The 16,506-nt window shown below is 53.0% G+C and carries 14 protein-coding genes; 10 read left to right on the forward strand and 4 right to left on the reverse strand.

What is annotated here, in order from left to right; translation table 11 throughout:
* Position 1 precedes the first annotated feature (1 nt).
* Genes ACAW87_RS00990 through ACAW87_RS01010 form a run of 5 tightly spaced genes read left to right on the forward strand, consistent with a single transcriptional unit; the run spans position 2 to position 9,380 of the window.
* Entirely contained in the window at positions 2–1,111 is a 1,110-nt protein-coding gene (locus tag ACAW87_RS00990; RefSeq protein ID WP_370721275.1) for a glycoside hydrolase family protein, read from the forward strand.
* Positions 1,108–3,051, forward strand: a complete 1,944-nt coding sequence (locus tag ACAW87_RS00995; protein WP_370721276.1) for a cellulase N-terminal Ig-like domain-containing protein — start codon at positions 1,108–1,110, stop codon at positions 3,049–3,051. The genes ACAW87_RS00990 and ACAW87_RS00995 overlap by 4 nt, the downstream gene beginning before the upstream one ends.
* A gap of 30 nt (positions 3,052–3,081) precedes the next feature.
* Complete coding sequence (locus ACAW87_RS01000) at positions 3,082–4,557, forward strand: c-type cytochrome domain-containing protein (protein ID WP_370721277.1); 1,476 nt, start codon at positions 3,082–3,084, stop codon at positions 4,555–4,557.
* Positions 4,558–4,573: 16 nt separating this feature from the next.
* Positions 4,574–7,879, forward strand: a complete 3,306-nt coding sequence (locus tag ACAW87_RS01005) for a DUF1553 domain-containing protein (RefSeq protein WP_370721278.1) — start codon at positions 4,574–4,576, stop codon at positions 7,877–7,879.
* Position 7,880: 1 nt separating this feature from the next.
* Complete coding sequence (locus ACAW87_RS01010) at positions 7,881–9,380, forward strand: DUF1501 domain-containing protein (RefSeq protein ID WP_370721279.1); 1,500 nt, start codon at positions 7,881–7,883, stop codon at positions 9,378–9,380.
* A 78-nt stretch (positions 9,381–9,458) separates the two neighbouring features.
* Here the strand turns inward: ACAW87_RS01010 and ACAW87_RS01015 are convergent, their stop codons facing one another.
* Genes ACAW87_RS01015 through ACAW87_RS01025 form a run of 3 tightly spaced genes read right to left on the reverse strand, consistent with a single transcriptional unit; the run spans position 9,459 to position 12,292 of the window.
* Positions 9,459–9,866, reverse strand: coding sequence for a putative toxin-antitoxin system toxin component, PIN family (locus tag ACAW87_RS01015; protein WP_370721280.1), 408 nt, complete (start codon positions 9,864–9,866; stop codon positions 9,459–9,461).
* The gene (locus tag ACAW87_RS01020; RefSeq protein ID WP_370721281.1) at positions 9,863–10,096 is read right to left on the reverse strand and encodes a DUF8507 family protein; all 234 of its coding nucleotides are present in this window, start codon (positions 10,094–10,096) and stop codon (positions 9,863–9,865) included. The genes ACAW87_RS01015 and ACAW87_RS01020 overlap by 4 nt, the downstream gene beginning before the upstream one ends.
* Positions 10,097–10,129: 33 nt before the next feature.
* A complete protein-coding gene (locus tag ACAW87_RS01025; protein WP_370721282.1) occupies positions 10,130–12,292 on the reverse strand; it encodes a polysaccharide lyase family 8 super-sandwich domain-containing protein in 2,163 nt (720 codons plus the stop codon).
* 259 nt (positions 12,293–12,551) lie between these two features.
* On the opposite strand from ACAW87_RS01025, the gene ACAW87_RS01030 reads away from it, so the two are divergent.
* The 4 genes from ACAW87_RS01030 (at position 12,552) to ACAW87_RS01045 (ending at position 14,541) form a co-directional block, all read left to right on the forward strand.
* Entirely contained in the window at positions 12,552–13,034 is a 483-nt protein-coding gene (locus tag ACAW87_RS01030) for a GAF domain-containing protein (protein WP_370721283.1), read from the forward strand.
* A gap of 67 nt (positions 13,035–13,101) precedes the next feature.
* Positions 13,102–13,272: a hypothetical protein gene (locus ACAW87_RS01035; protein ID WP_370721284.1), complete on the forward strand. Its 171-nt coding sequence runs from the start codon at positions 13,102–13,104 to the stop codon at positions 13,270–13,272.
* The gene (locus ACAW87_RS01040) at positions 13,259–13,762 is read left to right on the forward strand and encodes a DUF6169 family protein (protein ID WP_370721285.1); all 504 of its coding nucleotides are present in this window, start codon (positions 13,259–13,261) and stop codon (positions 13,760–13,762) included. The genes ACAW87_RS01035 and ACAW87_RS01040 overlap by 14 nt, the downstream gene beginning before the upstream one ends.
* A 374-nt stretch (positions 13,763–14,136) precedes the next feature.
* Positions 14,137–14,541 carry a hypothetical protein gene (locus tag ACAW87_RS01045; RefSeq protein ID WP_370721286.1) on the forward strand — a complete coding sequence of 135 codons (405 nt, stop codon included), beginning with the start codon at positions 14,137–14,139 and terminating at the stop codon, positions 14,539–14,541.
* A gap of 51 nt (positions 14,542–14,592) precedes the next feature.
* On the opposite strand, the gene ACAW87_RS01050 is transcribed toward ACAW87_RS01045, so the two are convergent.
* Positions 14,593–15,300 (reverse strand): sulfite oxidase-like oxidoreductase, encoded by a 708-nt coding sequence (locus tag ACAW87_RS01050; protein WP_370721287.1) that lies wholly within the window; start codon positions 15,298–15,300, stop codon positions 14,593–14,595.
* A gap of 307 nt (positions 15,301–15,607) precedes the next feature.
* Here ACAW87_RS01050 and surE point away from each other — a divergent pair, with 307 nt between their 5' ends.
* Positions 15,608–16,396, forward strand: coding sequence for a 5'/3'-nucleotidase SurE (surE, locus tag ACAW87_RS01055; protein WP_370721288.1), 789 nt, complete (start codon positions 15,608–15,610; stop codon positions 16,394–16,396).
* Positions 16,397–16,506: the final 110 nt, after the last annotated feature.

Genomic DNA, 16,506 nt, shown 5'->3' on the forward strand with positions numbered 1-16,506 from the left:
CATGCGAATCCTATTTCTTTGGCTGATCAGTCAGCTGGCTTTTGCTCAGCAGCCGACACTGGACAAAAAAGGGTGGCTGGCATCGATGGATAGCGTTGACATTAGTGCCATGGTGCAACCGGTTCCGGAAGCCAATCGCTTCATCTTGCCCGACTACAACATCTGGTGCGGGTCGATGGTGAAGGGTAATAACGGCAAGTACTACCTGCTGTATGCCCGCTGGCCCAAAGCGAATGGCCATGAAGCGTGGGTAACGCATTCGGAGATTGCCCTGGCCCGCGCCGACAAACCCGAAGGGCCATATCAGCACCTGAAGGTTATTTTGCCCGCTCGGGGGGCACAGTACTGGGATGGCGTATGTACCCATAACCCTGCCGCGATGGTGCATAAGGGTAAGTTTTACCTGTTTTACATGGGCACCACCGGTAAAGCGACCGTTAAGCAGCCCGCTTCATCGGGTGATGCGGGCTGGTGGGAGTACCGTAACAACCAGCGAATTGGGGTGGCCGTGGCCGATGATCCTGAAGGTGAGTGGAAACGATTCGACAAGCCGGTACTCGATGTTGGGTCAGATAGCACCGCGCATGACGCACTGATGGTATCGAACCCGGCGGTTACGGTCGATGCGGCCGGGCGGGTGATTCTGGTCTATAAGCAGGTCGAGAAAAATGGGACGATGAAAGGCGGAAAGGTCCGGTTTGGCGTTGCCTTTGCCCCGTCGCTAACCGGTCCATTTGTGAAACATCCGTCGCCCATCTTTGAGGCCAAAGACCGGGGCAGTGAGTGGATGGTGGCAGAAGACCCCTACCTCTGGCATTACAGAGGTAAAAGCTACGCCATCGTGCGCGACGTTGTTGGCAAATTCACCGGTGAAAGCGGAGGACTGGCCTTAATGACGTCTGCTAACGGCTTCGACTGGCAACCGGCCCGTTACCCCAAGGTATTGAACAAAGTAATTTTCAAGGAAAATGGCCAGCCTTTCGATGATAAGCTGGAACGTCCCTGCCTGTACACCGAAAAGGGCGTTCCTAAACTGCTGTTTGGTGCTATGGGTATCCATAAACGTACCCACTCAATGAATGTTTTCGTACCCTTAACACGCTCAAAATGAAACATTTTTCTGTATTACTGCTTCTTTTTCTGACCGTTTCAGGGCTGGCACAACCTGCTAAGCCGCTGGCCATACCCCTGGTTAATCAGGCTGGTTACAACCGGGGTGAAGCCAAACGCTTTGTCTGCTACGAAGCGGTTGATGGTACACCCTTTCAGGTTATCCGGCAAGCGGATAAAGCGGTTGTCTACAAGGGAACGATCAAAAATCGGGCGGGCGACTTCTCCACGTTCAACCCCAAAAATGGGCTGGCTGAGTATGTCATTTCGGTCAAGGGTCGTGAACCCTCGGTGCCGTTTCGCATTGCCGACCACCTGATTGAAAGCATTTCGTCGAAACTGGCCTATGATTTTTTTGTGGATGTGCGTGGTTCCGAAGATCCCGTCCATTCCAATGAAGCAAAAGTATATGGCGGTGGCCCCTCCCGCGATCAGGGCTCCTATGGTCTGGAAACAACCTTTGAAACTTTATTCTATGCCTCAAACCCCGCCTTATTCGACCGCTGGACGACGGAGCTGGGCGACAAAAAAACGGCTGATCTGATCGACCTCATCCTCTGGCATGGCGAGTTTGCCTACCACCACGTCGACTACAACGGCCCGGTTGCTAATCGACATGGTACGCTGGGCTACGAAGGGCAACCCCGCATGAATTACGACTACTGGAACACCCTCGACCAACTGGCTGCGGTATGTGCTGGGTATCACAGTTTTCTGAAGCCCCACCTGCCCCGTGCAACGTACCTGAAATACCGCGATGAATGCCGCAAGCGTTGGCAGGCGTATGACCGGCACAAAGTGGTGCGGTACTGGACACAGAGCAATAAGTGGGTCGATGAAGGCTTTCAGGAATTTAACGAGATGGGTAATGCCTTTGGGCAGTCGGTGTTCAGTAATCTGTTTATGTATCTCTCTGAAAAAGAGGAAGCTGACGGCGAACCCGACAAGTACCTTCGCTGGGCGCAGGAAGGAGCCGAAGACATCATCAAAAACTGGGATTTCAATAACCCCCGGCATATGTGGTGGATTCGCAACGCCGAGCATATCACCCCGCAGGCGCTGGCTTTTTTCCTGCTCGTTGCACCCGACAAAGCACCCAAAGGCACTCGCGAGAAACTCATGGCCTGGCGCGATCACATGAAGCAGAAAACCGCTAATTTCTGGCAGTACAGGGTTCACAGCGATACCGAATGGGCACACCCCCGCACCAAAGAATTGGGAGGTGCCCCGGCGCTTGGCGGGTCTATGTTTGTGGTGGCGCATCTGTTGGATGACCGTGAGTTACGCGATATTGGCTGGTCGCAGGTCAATTTCGTGTTTGGGATAAACCCCGTTGGCGCGCACCTGAGCAACAAAAGCGCCGATCGGCTGGCCATCAACGGCTATTGGGACGGGGTAGAACACGGTTGGCCCCGCAGCCACCCCAACGGATATGGTATGCTCGGCAAGGTTCGTGGTACCCTAGACGGTACTCCGCTCGACGCGCAGTTTCCGCGGCCAGGTACGTTGTCGGTAGCCGAGAAATCGGCCGAGGGGCAGGGCGATCACATTGGTCAGAACGCATACGCCACCGAAGGCTGGGCCATCTCTAACCGTGGCTGGATGGCTACGCTCACCTTTTCCCCGCTGGGTACCCAGAAAATTCAGGTGCTGAATGCAAGCGGTAAAAAGCCCTTGACAACGGTGAAAGCAGGTCAAACCGTTACGCTTGAACTGACAGCAACCCTGAATCTGGACCCCACCAAGTCTGAATCGGGTTGGGTGCTGGTAAGCCTGGACGGCAAAGAACCCGTAAAGGTGGTCGTGCAGGAAACCGCACCCGATTCGGGACTATTTACAGCGAAATACACACTGCCCTCTGCCGGGTCGAAGCAGGTTACAGTATCATACGGATATTGGGGAATGGGTAGTAAGACGATTTGCTTACTTTTAGGGTCATAACTATCGCTGAATCAGTTCCTTTACTGCGTTATGCCTATCTCCGAACTGGTGGGTCGTTTTCATCCGCTGTTGGTGCATCTGCCCATCGGAATCCTGCTGTTTGCGGTGGGGCTGATGGGCTACGGTCGGCTGAAAAAGATTGACGTCGACGCTGCGGTATCATTAGCCTGGGGATTGGGCGCTTTGTCGGCCGGGCTGGCTTGTGGGGCGGGTTGGCTGCTGGCTCAGTCGGGCGAGTACGATGCCGATCTGGTAGCCAGGCATCAGTGGACGGGTCTGGCTACCACCGGTCTGGCCACCATCACGTTTTTGCTGAAACGGTACCGCTGGCCGGTCGCACTGCTCACGGTTGGGTTTCTCAGTGTTGCCGGGCATTTTGGTGGGGTGCTTACCCATGGCGACGATTATCTGTTTGCCAACACAAAGCAAATGGCTGATACGGCACCGGCCAGTCTGTCGTTTGTGGCTAGTCAGGCAAATTCACAACCAGCCGATTCGGTCAACAATAGCGGTCAGCCGATTGTCAGACGCACGTTTTTATACCGCGATCAGGTGGTGCCCATCCTGAAAGCCAAGTGCTACAGCTGTCATTCGGCCACTAAGAAAAAAGGAGGGCTCCGGCTCGACACCGAGGCATTTATCCGGCAGGGCGGCAAAAACGGGCAGATTCTACTGGCTGGTAATGCGCAGAAAAGCAAGCTCTTTACATACCTGCTGCTGCCCGAAGGCGACGATATGCATATGCCCCCCAAAGGCAAGCTGCAACTCACTACCCAGCAAATCATAGCCATTTACCACTGGATTCAGAAGGGGGCTTCTTTCATCGAACAGGTAGAGGTCATTCAGCCAAATTCAGCGGCTCAACTGGCAATCACCCCCGAACTCATGCCGCCATTGCCCGTTTTGCCCCGAATTGATTCGAGCCAACTGACAGCGGTCGATACCGAAAGTCGACCCGTCAGCCTGGAATCGACGGTGTTGGCCCGGCCTGTTGACGTACCCAACCCAATCACGCTGGCATTGCTAAAGCAGCAGCAGGTAACGCTGTCGACACTAACAGCAGGGGGTAACTACCTGTCGGCCAACTTCGTCAACGTACGTACGTTTGATCCAAAACTACTGGCCGAGTTGGGAGGCATTAGTCAACAGGTGGTGCATCTGCGTCTGAGTGGTCAGCCGGTGAGCAATGCGGATCTAACGTACCTGACCTCGCTGAAAAACCTGACGCGGCTCAACCTCGATCAAACCCGCCTGACCGACGAGGGTCTGGGCACGTTGGCGTCGCTGCCGAACCTGGAGCAGTTGAACCTCTACGGTACGGTGGTGACCGATAAAGGGCTGGACGTGCTTACCCGCTACCCGAATCTGAAAGTCGTGTATCTGTGGCAAACCCAAACGAGCCCGGAAGGGATTCGGCGGCTGCAACAGGCCCGGCCCAACCTGAGAATAGAAACCGGAGCGTTGCAGCTGGCCAAAACCCGGCCCGATTCTAACAAAACCCTGTAAACTGAACGGAATAGGTATGCTACGATACGTACTTTTCTTTCTGACCAGTGTCAGTCTGCCTTTCGGCTGGCTGTGGTCGCCAAACGAGGCTGCAAAGGCTCCCGGCGATGGGGTAAAACTGCCGACCGATGTAGCCGCGGCCTTCGACAAGCTGCCCGCTCAGCTCGACTACAATCAGCACGTAAAACCCATTTTGTCGGATAAATGCTTTGCCTGTCACGGTCCCGACAAGGCCAAGCAGAAAGCCGGTTTGCGTCTCGATATGGCGCAGACGGCCTATGGTCCGCTGCCCGAAAATCCGGGGAAAGTGGCCATTAAGCCCGGAAACTGGCAAAAAAGTGAGGCCGCCCTGCGTATACTGTCCGACGATCCTGAATATCGGATGCCTACGCCCCAATCGCACCTGTCGCTGTCGGCGCAGGAGAAAGCTACGCTATTGAAGTGGATTAAAGACGGGGCTGTGTATAAGCCGCACTGGGCCTTTGTAAAACCCGACCGAAAAGCCCCGCCGATGCTTAGTCAGCCAACGGCTTTTTCGCCCGTCAATGCAATCGATCTGTTCGTGGTGAGTAGGCTGGAACGAGAAGGGCTGAAACCGTCGGCTGAAGCGCCCAAAGATTTACTCCTGCGCCGGTTATCGCTTGACCTCACCGGCCTGCCTCCAACCCTGGCCGAACTCGACGCGTTTGCGGCCGACCGTAGCCCCGATGCGTATGAAAAACAGGTAGATAGGCTCCTGGCATCGCCCCATTACGGTGAAAAGATGGCTACCGATTGGCTGGATCTGGCCCGTTTCGCCGACTCCCACGGCTACACCGTTGACCGGCTCCGCGATATGTCGCCCTATCGCGATTGGGTCATCCGGGCGTTCAACCAGAACATGCCGTATAGCACGTTTATTCATCAGCAACTGGCCGGTGACCTCATGAAAGGTGATACGGTACTCCGGCCCAACGGTGAGTCACCCACCCGCGACAGGCTGATTGCCACGGCCTTCAACCGGCTTCATCAACAGAACATGGAGGGCGGTATTGTGGAAGAGGAGTTCCAGACCGAGTACGTCATGGACCGTACTAACACGCTGGGCGATGCGTTTATGGCCATATCGGTGGGGTGCGCCCGCTGCCACGATCATAAGTACGACCCCATTTCGCAGAAGAATTATTACGAGTTGTACGGCTTTTTCAACAACGTACGCGAAGCCGGGCAGATTTCCTGGAACGACGACATACCTACGCCCGCCCTGCCGCTGCCTACCAGAAAACAGGACGAACTACTCCGGTTTCTAAAGGCGAACATTGCGGAGCAGGAGACGGTACTTGCCCAGGTTGAATCGGGGACGAAGTCAGCGGCCGATGGGTGGATAGCCTCGAAGGCGTATCAGAAACTGGCCGATCAGCCGGTGCCTAAGGCGGGGTTACAGGGCTATTATACCTTCGAAGATTCTCTGACGAATCAGGTGAACCCGAAGCAGAAAGGAACCATGAAGCGCGACGCGGGCGAGCCCGATAAACCCGTTTTTGAAGCGGCACCAGTCGGCAGCAAATCGCGCGGGAAAGTGCTTTTGTTGAACGGCGATGCCTACGCGCACCTGACCGATGTAGGCGTGTTCCGTAAGTCAGAGCCGTTTTCGGTAGGGCTGTGGGTCTGGTTTTCTAAGAACTTTAAGGAAGGTGTGATTTTTCACAAGAGTAATGCCGAGCGGCTTTATAATTTCAAAGGGTATCACCTGTTGATGAAAAACAACCGGCTGGAAATCAGTATGGCGCATACGGCCCCGTCTAACGCCATCACGCGGCAAAGCCTGCGACCGGTGCCGCGCGAAACCTGGGTGCAGCTAACCATGACCTACGACGGTTCATCGAAAGCAGCCGGTTTTAAACTTTATCTCGACGGTGATGAACTACCCATGGAAACGATCATCGACCAGCTGTACAAAGACATTATTTTCTTCCAGAAAAATGAACCGCCTCTGCAAATCGGCGGCTGGTGGCGGGGGCTGGGCTTTAAAGGTGGAAAGGCCAATGACGTGGTGGTGTATGATCGTACGCTCACTCCGTTTGAGATCGGCGTACTTTCCCGAAAAACAAGCTGGGCAACCGTAGCCGCTAAATCCCCCGCCGAGTTGACCGCCAATGACAGAGCCGCCCTGCACGCCTATTACCTGTCGGCCGAAAACGCGGCCGTAAGCGCCGCCAGGGACGAACTACGCCGACGCCGGACCGTACTCAGCGACTCCATGCGGTCTATTCCCGAAATTATGGTGATGCAGGAAATGGCCACGCCCAAAAAGACGTTTCTGTTGCAACGCGGCCAATATGACATGCCGGGGCCAGAAGTGTTTCCCGCTACTCCAACCGCCATTTTACCGTTTGGCGCGAACCGTCCCAAAAACCGGCTCGGTCTGGCCGAATGGCTGACCGACGCCAATCATCCCCTGACGGCCCGGGTGGCGGTGAACCGCTACTGGCAGACGCTGTTCGGTACGGGTCTGGTCAAAACTGTCGAAGACTTCGGCAATCAGGGCGAGATGCCCAGCCACCCCGACCTGCTCGACTGGCTGGCCGTTACGTTTCAAACTGACTATAATTGGGATGTGAAGCGGCTGATGAAGCTGATGGTGATGTCGGCCACCTACCGGCAGCATTCATATACGTCGCCTGAGCTTCGCGAGCGCGATCCGGAGAATCGGTTGCTGGCACGCGGACCCGCCACGCGACTTTCGGCCGAAATGATCCGCGACAATGCTCTCATGGCCAGTGGCTTGCTAAACCCAAAAATCGGTGGTAAAAGCGTGAAGCCGTACCAACCCGATGGCCTCTGGGAAATCAACAGCATGACCTACAAAGCCGACACCACCGATGCCGTTTACCGCCGAAGCCTCTACGTGATTGTGAAACGGTCGGTGCCGAACCCAACGCTGGGTACGTTCGATGCTCCGGCGCGGAGTAGTTGCCTGGTGCGTCGGCAACGAACCAACACGCCCTTACAAGCGCTGGTGACGCTCAACGACCCGACGTTTGTAGAGGCCGCTACCGTACTCGGCGAGCAAATGGCGCAGGAGGCTACTGTGCAGCAGGCCATTACCCAAACCTACCGGCGACTGACCGGCCGGATGCCTCAATCGCGGGAAATTGCCTTGTTAACAAAGCTTCAACAGGCTGAATACGAGAAATTCAAGGCAGATCCGGTTAAAGTAAAAGGCTGGCTCAAGGCGGGGCTTCACCGCCCTAAGGCAACGCTCGATCCGGCGCTGATTGCAGCCCATGCGGTAGTTGCCAGCACCATTCTCAACTCAGATGCCACGGTATTCAAACGGTAACATGACAGCACATCACGACGAACACGGGCACCCTGCCGCTTTTAAGCTGAACATTCCCGACCTGACCGAGCTGAACCGGAACCTCGACCGCCGGAATTTTCTGCGCCAAACGGCCTCGAGTATTGGTACACTGGCGCTAGGCAGTCTGCTGGGTAACCGGGCCGTTGGTACCCCCCTCAACGAAGACGCCCTCGAAGGCATCCGGCAGCGAGTAGCTCCGAAAGCCAAACGGGTTGTTTACCTGTTCATGGCGGGCGGCCCGTCGCAGTTTGAAACCTTCGACTATAAACCAAAACTGACCACAATGCTGGGCCAATCGCTCCCCGATTCGGTTCGGAGGGGGCAGCGGCTGACGGGCATGAGCGCCAATCAGGCGGCCCTGCCCATTGCGCCCTCGCCGTATGCATTCGGGCAGCATGGCAAATCCAGGACCTGGGTGAGCGAACTGCTGCCCTACACGGCGCAAGTGGTCGATGAGTTGTGCATCATCAAATCGCTGTACACCGAGCAGATCAACCACGACCCGGCCATTACGTTTTTCCAGACGGGGCATCAGTTACCCGGTCGCCCGTCCATTGGCTCGTGGGTGAACTACGGTTTGGGGTCTGAAAACCAGAATCTGCCTGCCTTCATTGTCTTGGTGTCGAAAAACGCGTCTAAAGATCAGCCGTTATACGCTCGGTTATGGGGCAATGGGTTTCTGCCGTCTGAATACCAGGGCGTGCAATTCCGTTCGGGCAAAGACCCGGTGCTGTTCCTGAACAACCCCGAAGGCTACGACGGTGCCGACCGGAAACAGATGCTCGATTACCTGACCCAGCTTAACCAAATCCAGAACGAAAGCTGGGGCGACCCTGAAGTAAACGCGCGCATTGCCCAGTACGAAATGGCCTTTCGGATGCAGACATCGGTGCCCGAGGTGATGGATACCAGCAACGAACCCGACGAGGTTTTCGACCTCTACGGACCCGACAGCCGCGATAAAGGTTCTTATGCGGCCAATTGCCTGCTGGCCCGGAAACTGCTGGAAAAAGACGTGCGGTTTGTGCAGCTATACCATCAGGGCTGGGACCATCACGGCTCGTTGCCCAAATCCATATCGCACCAGTGTAAGCAGATCGATCAGGCCACGGCCGGGCTCATCGTGGACCTGAAACGCCGGGGCTTACTGGAAGATACGCTGGTGGTGTGGGGCGGTGAGTTTGGCCGTACCGTGTATTCGCAGGGGAAACTGACCGCCACCAACTACGGCCGCGACCATCACCCACGCTGCTTTACCATGTGGATGGCGGGCGCGGGCGTGAAAGCCGGTTTTTCCTACGGACAGACCGACGATTTCAGCTACAACATTGTGAAAGACCCGGTCCACGTTCATGATTTTCAGGCTACGTTGCTGCACCTGATGGGCGTAGATCATGAGCAACTGACCTACAAATTTCAGGGCCGACGTTACCGCCTGACGGACGTAGAAGGCAAAATCGTGAAGGGCATTCTGAGTTGATTACAGGGCTGTTTTCTGACCAATACGCCCGATGTGCTTTAGATTAATGGCTACTTGATAGGCAAATTTATATAGTGACTACTCCTTGAGTCGGTCACAGAAAGCTGCAAAATCAAGTAGCTCAACTTTTGGAAATGGAATAGTTTCCAGACAATTAAAATGGCGATCATTGATCACTATAAAATCGGCATTTCCGACTATTGCTGCGTCCGTAAACTTATCGTCATCTGGGTCAGCTTCAATCAGACGAAATCTGTAGGCTGGCTCAGCACGGATAACTGTTGGGAAGTTATCAAGCGCAAGCAACGTGCGCTCGGCGAAGTCAGCTGAATACTGCCGTTCGAGTAATTCGGCGTATTCGTCAAGAATCTCGGTTGAGACAACCAACTCAAATTGGCCATCACGGAGTGCGTCGTAAACCCAGCGGTAGATAGAGAAGTAAGGGGTAATTACCAACGAAATATTGGTGTCGAGTAAAACCCTCATGATTTTTGATAAGGGGTGCGTAGATGCGACGTAAGGAGAGCGTCTAAGTCGGCCTGCGCAGTAGGCTTCTGTTGCTGTAAATGCTTCATTTCTTCATCAGCTTTCCGAACAAAGTAGTCGGCTAACAAAGATTTGATCTCAGCTAATTCGTTCTGCCCCAGTTCGTGTGAAAACAATTGAAGTAGATGCAACTGGACTGGGTTGAGTTTGGTCGCTGTTGTCTGTGTCATATCGTAGGTTATAATAGCCGTATATACTCAAAATTACAACTTCAGTTCGACACTTTTACCGGTGTAGACGCCCTGAGGCATATCTACGATGAATAGCGTTCGGTTCTGCTTCTTGTCGATCAGCGTCTGGTAGTTATCGCCTTTCAACGGGTAACTGCCTGTTAGTGAAAGGGTAATCCGGCTCAATTTTCGGGACGGATCGGCCAGCGTCAGCGCGGTCAGCTTACCGTTTTTCATCCTGAGCATAGCCATGCCCTGACTGTCCATACGTACGTTCACGCCTTTGGCAATGTCGATAGCCCCCGACTTGTAGAAAGCCAGTTGCGTAAGTCCTGATTGCCGGTGAGATACACCTTGTAAATCAGACGTATTGGCCAAAATCTCGATCGAGCGATTCGTTTTCCCGGTTTCGGCCAGTTGCTGTTCAGATACATCGGGCACCACAATGTATTGATACGAGGCGTTTGCAGGCTTGTTGCCGTGATTGAACCACAATGCGAAAACAGGCTCAGTCACCACTTCTTTACTGATGTTTTTCTGATCGGTAATATCTGACCAACGGCCTGTTTCGGGTCGATTAGACAGGTTAACCGTCGTCGCCTCGGGGAAAATATAGCCGACCTTATCCTGATGCACCCATTTCACCTTATCGAAGCGCTGACTGCCCGTGGGTACGTTCTTTACCTCACCATCCTGCATCATCCGTACATCGCTCCGCATCAGTACCTGATTGATGGTGGTGACCACCGGCATATCAGGCTTCGATTCAATGCCGGTGCCGAGGCAAACGTACTCTTCATCGAAGAAAAACCACGCTTTCTTCGCCTTAACGCCGTCGTGCGGGCTTTTGAAGTCGAAAGCTACCGCGCCGTATAGGCCGTCGGTGACAGCCCCCACAAAATCGGTCAATCCCTCTTTTTGAATTTGGTCGGGGCTGGGGAGTTGTTTCTTCTGAAGAATGGTAGTGCCCGCTATTTTTTGCCAGTCATATACCGGCCAGATATTGTGGTATTCGTCGCCTTTCAGCATGAGGTAATTAGTGCCGTCGGCGCGGTGGTGGGTCGTTTTCCCGGGGCCGTTATAAGGCTCTTCCATGTTTCGGTTTCGGGTCGAAAACATACGAACGGTGGTGTAAAAGCGAGGGCGCTGGAATACGAAATGTTCGGTTTGCCAGAAGAACTTAGCGAACGAGGCCAAGGGTTTCGCTTCTCCTTTGCGGAGGCGGATAATCTCTTCCAGCTCGGCTTTCCGGTAATCGGTACTGATCAGCAACCGTTCTATTTCAAGGGTGCTTTGCGGGTGGAACGTGGCCTTGCCCGAAATGCTTCGGTTCTTCACACTGATGTCTTCGTAGATGCCGTAGACCATTTGTTTGTAGATGCCGTCGAGGTAGTAATCAACCAACTGGTTTATCTTCTCTTTAGAAAAAGCGTATCTGGTGCCCGCCACGTAAAACGACCAGTCGCCATAAGCATTGGCGTATTTTCCGTACCCGTATGATGAGGTGTTGTTGACCCGGTCTACGCGGTGGTGAAAGCTGTAGTCGTGTTGCAACCCCCGTTCACCGGTCGAGAATTTCAGCTCCCCCTCGATAATTTTGATGATTTTGTCAAACGCCTGATAGTCGTTTTGGAAGAGCAGATTTTGAGCCAGGATGCCCGCAATCACAATTCGATCGCCGCTTGGGCGCGCACCCGATGCATCCATATTGGCCCGGCCAATCATGGGTTGCGCCCCGGTGACCAGGTCCTTGGGGAGTTCGTCGCCAATCACCAGCATTAGATCGCCCAAGTTGGTGGGCGTAGTGATTTGGTTATCGTGCCAGTTGTCGCCTACAAAATCGTTTTTTACCCAGTAGGTCAGCCCTTTAACGATAAGTTCTTTCAAGGGTTTGCTCTGGTAAAACCGCGACGTCTTGTTTTTATACGCTTTGGCCATATAGACCAGATCGCGCGTATGCCCACCGTGGGGGAAGCTCGCTGTTCGGCTCAGGTCTTCGTAGTTTATTCCTTTAAAACTGCCATCATCGTTCATCCTGGCCATGATCGCTTCCACGGCAGAGTCGCTGATTTTGGTGCTCATCAGATCGGCTACAATGCGCTCTTTAATCACCAGAACGTCATTTTGGGCCAGACAAATAGAGGCGAGCAGCAGAAGCATCGGTAGAATCGACAGGCGCTGATAGAGTGAGTTCATAGAGAGTATGGCAGGCGAGTAGGCTTAGCTATGTGGAAAGCTACTTGGCGCTGGTTTCTATTGCCTGAATGAAAAAGTGACACGAAATACTATTCCGTGGACTCAACAGAATCGCCTAAAAAAAATATAGTCCCGGATAGGCTGATACTGTGCTGATTGGAAAGGCGAAAAAGGCGTAGCGGAAAGCCGTTGCCTGATCAGGCAGGTACTGCACACAACTCTAATACATCTATAGCGTTAACAGGATATGAATACACCCATGTCAAAGACAACAGCGGAGATTACATTGCAGAAAGCTGTTGAAAAAATTGGTCGCTATCTGGGCGTCGACCGTTGTTTCCTATACGTTCGTCAGCCCGATCAGCAGCGGGGGCGAACCGCTTTTCAGTGGCGTAGAAACGAAACCATTCCCGACACCATTCAACCCGATTGGCAACCCGATACAACGAACTTGCCTAAAGAAGACCCGCTCATCAGAGCTGGGCTTGATATGCAGCCTACGGTATATGTAGAAGACGTTGACAGGGCATCTCCCGACGTAGTGAACCGCGATTTTGAGCAACGAACCTTTGGCCACCGCGCCCTAATCCACGCGCACGTACAGGCCGACGGGCAACTGTGGGGTATTTTACAGCCCTGTGTTTTCGGACAGCCCCGCCAATGGTCGCCCAACGAACGGGCTTATATCGAACGCCAGTTAGCAGGCTTAGTAGCTCCTATTCAGGCGTTTGTTGCGGAGTGAACGGCTAATCTGCGTCGGAACGAAGTTTCCCGGAAGTGCGTATATTTACCAGTAAATCAGTTAGACTATGGAAACGCAGATAAAGCCGATGACCGGTAAAGAAAAGCTCCGTCGATTGCTGGAAGTGAAGGAGCAAGTGCAGCGTGAGGTACTCGAACGGTATAAGAATGACCCAGCTTACAGGGCTATGTTTGATCGATTGGGTGAATTAAATACAACTAAGAGTGGAGGCAAGTAACAGCTATTTCTATGAGTTTAGTGGTGGAGACAGCAATGCGTATTCCTTCAAAACCAATCTAGGTATCGGTTATGTTGTCAAATTTGTCCCTTCCGACTATCTATTTGAGCATGTTTCTGAGCTAAATATTCGGGCTTACGAGATGATCATTGCCGTTACCGGAACTAATAGTATGGGCAGGATACCTGCCGACGTTAATATCTACTACACCGTAATGGCTATCTTCAATCACTTCTTCGATAACCACGAGAAGGTGATCATTTTTGTTTTCGATTCATTTGATAAACGTCATTTGGCCCGTGCTCGTAAGTTCACAGCTTGGTATTACAAGGCATTCAAACAAACGAGCACGGATTTAGCCAAATTGGATAGAAGTATCCCAGAGGAGAACGGCGACATTATCTTGCTGTCGATGTTTATCCACCGACGACACCCGCAACTGGGTGCGGCTGTGGATGCGTTCTTCTCGATGGGGACAGACGAGAAATAACCCCTCATTACACTGGTTGTTGCGCCAGGGGTAGGCGGTGTCGAAGTCGAGACGTTCTTTCAAGGTAACTGTTTAGGTAGGGTGTGTGGGTGTGTGATCAGGTCCCCGACCTGACGTTTTTTTTGGTCCCCGACCCGATCAAAGGCTACTCAAGGCTCGAAGAGCAAGCAAGAAGTGATGCGCCTGTGGTGTTTGAGTTTTATTTTAGCTGGGTCGGGGACCTGACAACACATTACCTGAACAGTTACCTTTCAAGAAGCCAAAGCGGTTGCTATTTACTTCAGCAAAAAAAGCGTTGGAAGTGCGTATAATTACACGCACTTCCAACGCTTTTGATTGTTACGGGATCGTAGCTTTCAGACGAGACAAAAAATATGAAATACCTGTTACTCCTTTCTACCCTTTGCCTATTAATCGGGTGTAAAACCGACGACCCACAAGCTCGTTTGTTAGTGGGTCGTTGGGAACTGGTTGAATATCGTTCATCGTACGATAACGTTGTTCATAAAGCAAATGCAACACCTGATTACGTAAGTCAGATCGAATTTAAACCAGACGGCTCCATCAGCCAGAATAACGTGATCTGGGGACCATATTGTAGTCAGGCTAATAGGTACGTTTACAAACAGAGTAGATTGTATTTCAACTACGGCCCCATCAACTGTGTCACTTTTATAGCTGAACCTCCGCCACCCGAATTTGCAACCGTCGAAGACTTATCGGCAAACTCTCTGACGATGAAGTTTGGCTCTTTCACCTTCTCGCTCAAACGGATATAGTAGGTCTAGTTCCCCAAATAAATCTAGTCAGTTGGTCGATTCACCTTCTGATCAACTATACCGGTCATTGCGCCAGGGATAGGCGGTATCGGAATAGCCGCGCTCTTCCCAGAATCCGAGGCGGTTGCTGTTCATAAACTCAATCCGCTTAATCCACTTCGAGCCTTTCCAGGCATAGAGCTGCGGCGTAATCATGCGGAGCGGACCGCCGTGTTCGACCGTCAGTGGCTGACCGTCAGCGGTATGTACCAGCAAGACATCAGGCTTCAGGGCTTCTTCCAGCGAAATATTGGTCGAGTAGCCATCATAGCCGTAGCACATCACATGCGTAGCCGAGCCTTTCGGGTCAACCAAAGCAGCCAGGTCCATAAAACGGACACCCACCCAGGGTACGTCGAGACGCGACCAGGTAGTAACGCAGTGGAAATCGCTGGTATCTTCTACCTGCGGCAAGGCCATCAGGTCGTCCCACTTCAACCGAACGGGGTGGTTGACCTCGCCATCGATGTTCAACTGCCATTTATCGAGCGGAATAACGGGTTGATAGCCGAGGTCGAGCACGGGCCATTTGGCGGTAACCGTTTGCCCAATAGGTACCTGTGGCATGCCGTGGCGGTTGGTTGGCCCTTTACCCCGTGGTTTAAAGGCGCCGCTTTCACTATCCGCTACAGACGGGGTATTGGCCATTTTTTCGTCAAACCGGCGTTTCAGCTTCATGCGAGCCTCCACAATGCGGTCGAGCTTATCGTTCGATTCCATGGGTGAATTTCTTTCTTTTCTAACGAATAAGGCTCGTTGCTTGTTCGCCTTAACAAGTTAATCTAGATAGCCGTTGGTGTCAAAAAAGCAAGTCGTACTATGTAGATAGCGTGTAAACCAGTAAGGCCGAAGCTCCAGCTTCGGTAGTGACTGACGGACTTAGACTACCGAAGCTGAAGCTTCGGTCCTACAGGAGGTTTACACGCCAGCTAAAGCAAGCTGATGTTAAGAAATAGGCGCGTCTGTTTGTATGGTGCCCGTTCTGCCATCTGACATTGTACCTTTGGCCCACGAAACAATACAACTTATGAGCGAGAAAAAACCGCCGGGTGGCGTACCGCTGATTCTGGTAACCAATGATGATGGCATCACCGCACCGGGAATTGCCTTTTTAGTCGAGTGCATGCAGGAGTTGGGTAATGTAGTAGTGGTAGCTCCCAACAGCCCCCAATCGGGAATGGGACACGCTATCACCATTGCCAATCCACTGCGCCTGTATCCAACTACTATATTTCCTGAGCTGCCCGCCTACGAATGCTCCGGTACGCCCGCCGACTGTGTGAAACTGGCCAAACACCATGTGTTGAAAGATAACGCCCCCGATTTGGTTGTGAGCGGTATCAACCACGGTAGCAATTCGGCCATTAGTGTCCTGTATTCAGGTACCATGTCGGCCGCGATCGAGGCGGCTATTGAAGGCATTCCGGCCATCGGATTTTCACTGGCTGATTACACCCGTGAACCCGATTTTTCGCACACCCGCGAATATGTATTGAGCATTGCCCGGAACGTGCTGGAGCGGGGTATCAAGAAAGGTGTAGCCCTGAACGTAAACTTCCCGGCCAGAAGTCCGGAGCCACTGAAAGGGGTAAAAATATGCCGGCAGGCCGATGCCAAATGGCAGGAGATTTTCGACGAACGCCGCGACCCGAATGGCCGTCGGTACTTCTGGCTGGCCGGCGAGTTTGTAAACAACGACCCCGGTAAAGACACCGACGAATACGCCCTGTCGCACAATTACGTGTCGGTGGTCCCTTGCCAATACGACCTCACGGCGTACGATACGATGGTGACAATGAATGAGTGGGGAATGTAAGTTCAACGTTCAAGCGGTCCGCCGCTGCGGGTCTAAAGTCCAACGTTACGTTGCTCTGTTTGGACCCGCAGCGGCGGACCGCGTGAACGTTAAACCTTGAACATCTAAAA

The organism is Fibrella aquatica (assembly GCF_041321135.1).
In the GTDB taxonomy this organism is placed as follows: Bacteria; Bacteroidota; Bacteroidia; order Cytophagales; family Spirosomataceae; genus Fibrella; species Fibrella aquatica.

Excerpts from the sequence above, each read along its gene's own strand:
- ACAW87_RS01010 (WP_370721279.1), top strand. The coding sequence starts at position 7,881 with ATGACAGCACATCACGACGAACACGGGCACCCTGCCGCTTTTAAGCTG.
- ACAW87_RS00995 (WP_370721276.1), top strand. The coding sequence starts at position 1,108 with ATGAAACATTTTTCTGTATTACTGCTTCTTTTTCTGACCGTTTCAGGG.
- ACAW87_RS01045 (WP_370721286.1), top strand. The coding sequence starts at position 14,137 with ATGAAATACCTGTTACTCCTTTCTACCCTTTGCCTATTAATCGGGTGT.
- ACAW87_RS00990 (WP_370721275.1), top strand. The coding sequence starts at position 2 with ATGCGAATCCTATTTCTTTGGCTGATCAGTCAGCTGGCTTTTGCTCAG.
- ACAW87_RS01015 (WP_370721280.1), bottom strand. The coding sequence starts at position 9,866 with ATGAGGGTTTTACTCGACACCAATATTTCGTTGGTAATTACCCCTTAC.
- ACAW87_RS01030 (WP_370721283.1), top strand. The coding sequence starts at position 12,552 with ATGTCAAAGACAACAGCGGAGATTACATTGCAGAAAGCTGTTGAAAAA.
- surE (WP_370721288.1), top strand. The coding sequence starts at position 15,608 with ATGAGCGAGAAAAAACCGCCGGGTGGCGTACCGCTGATTCTGGTAACC.
- ACAW87_RS01050 (WP_370721287.1), bottom strand. The coding sequence starts at position 15,300 with ATGGAATCGAACGATAAGCTCGACCGCATTGTGGAGGCTCGCATGAAG.
- ACAW87_RS01020 (WP_370721281.1), bottom strand. The coding sequence starts at position 10,096 with ATGACACAGACAACAGCGACCAAACTCAACCCAGTCCAGTTGCATCTA.
- ACAW87_RS01025 (WP_370721282.1), bottom strand. The coding sequence starts at position 12,292 with ATGAACTCACTCTATCAGCGCCTGTCGATTCTACCGATGCTTCTGCTG.
- ACAW87_RS01005 (WP_370721278.1), top strand. The coding sequence starts at position 4,574 with ATGCTACGATACGTACTTTTCTTTCTGACCAGTGTCAGTCTGCCTTTC.
- ACAW87_RS01035 (WP_370721284.1), top strand. The coding sequence starts at position 13,102 with ATGGAAACGCAGATAAAGCCGATGACCGGTAAAGAAAAGCTCCGTCGA.
- ACAW87_RS01000 (WP_370721277.1), top strand. The coding sequence starts at position 3,082 with ATGCCTATCTCCGAACTGGTGGGTCGTTTTCATCCGCTGTTGGTGCAT.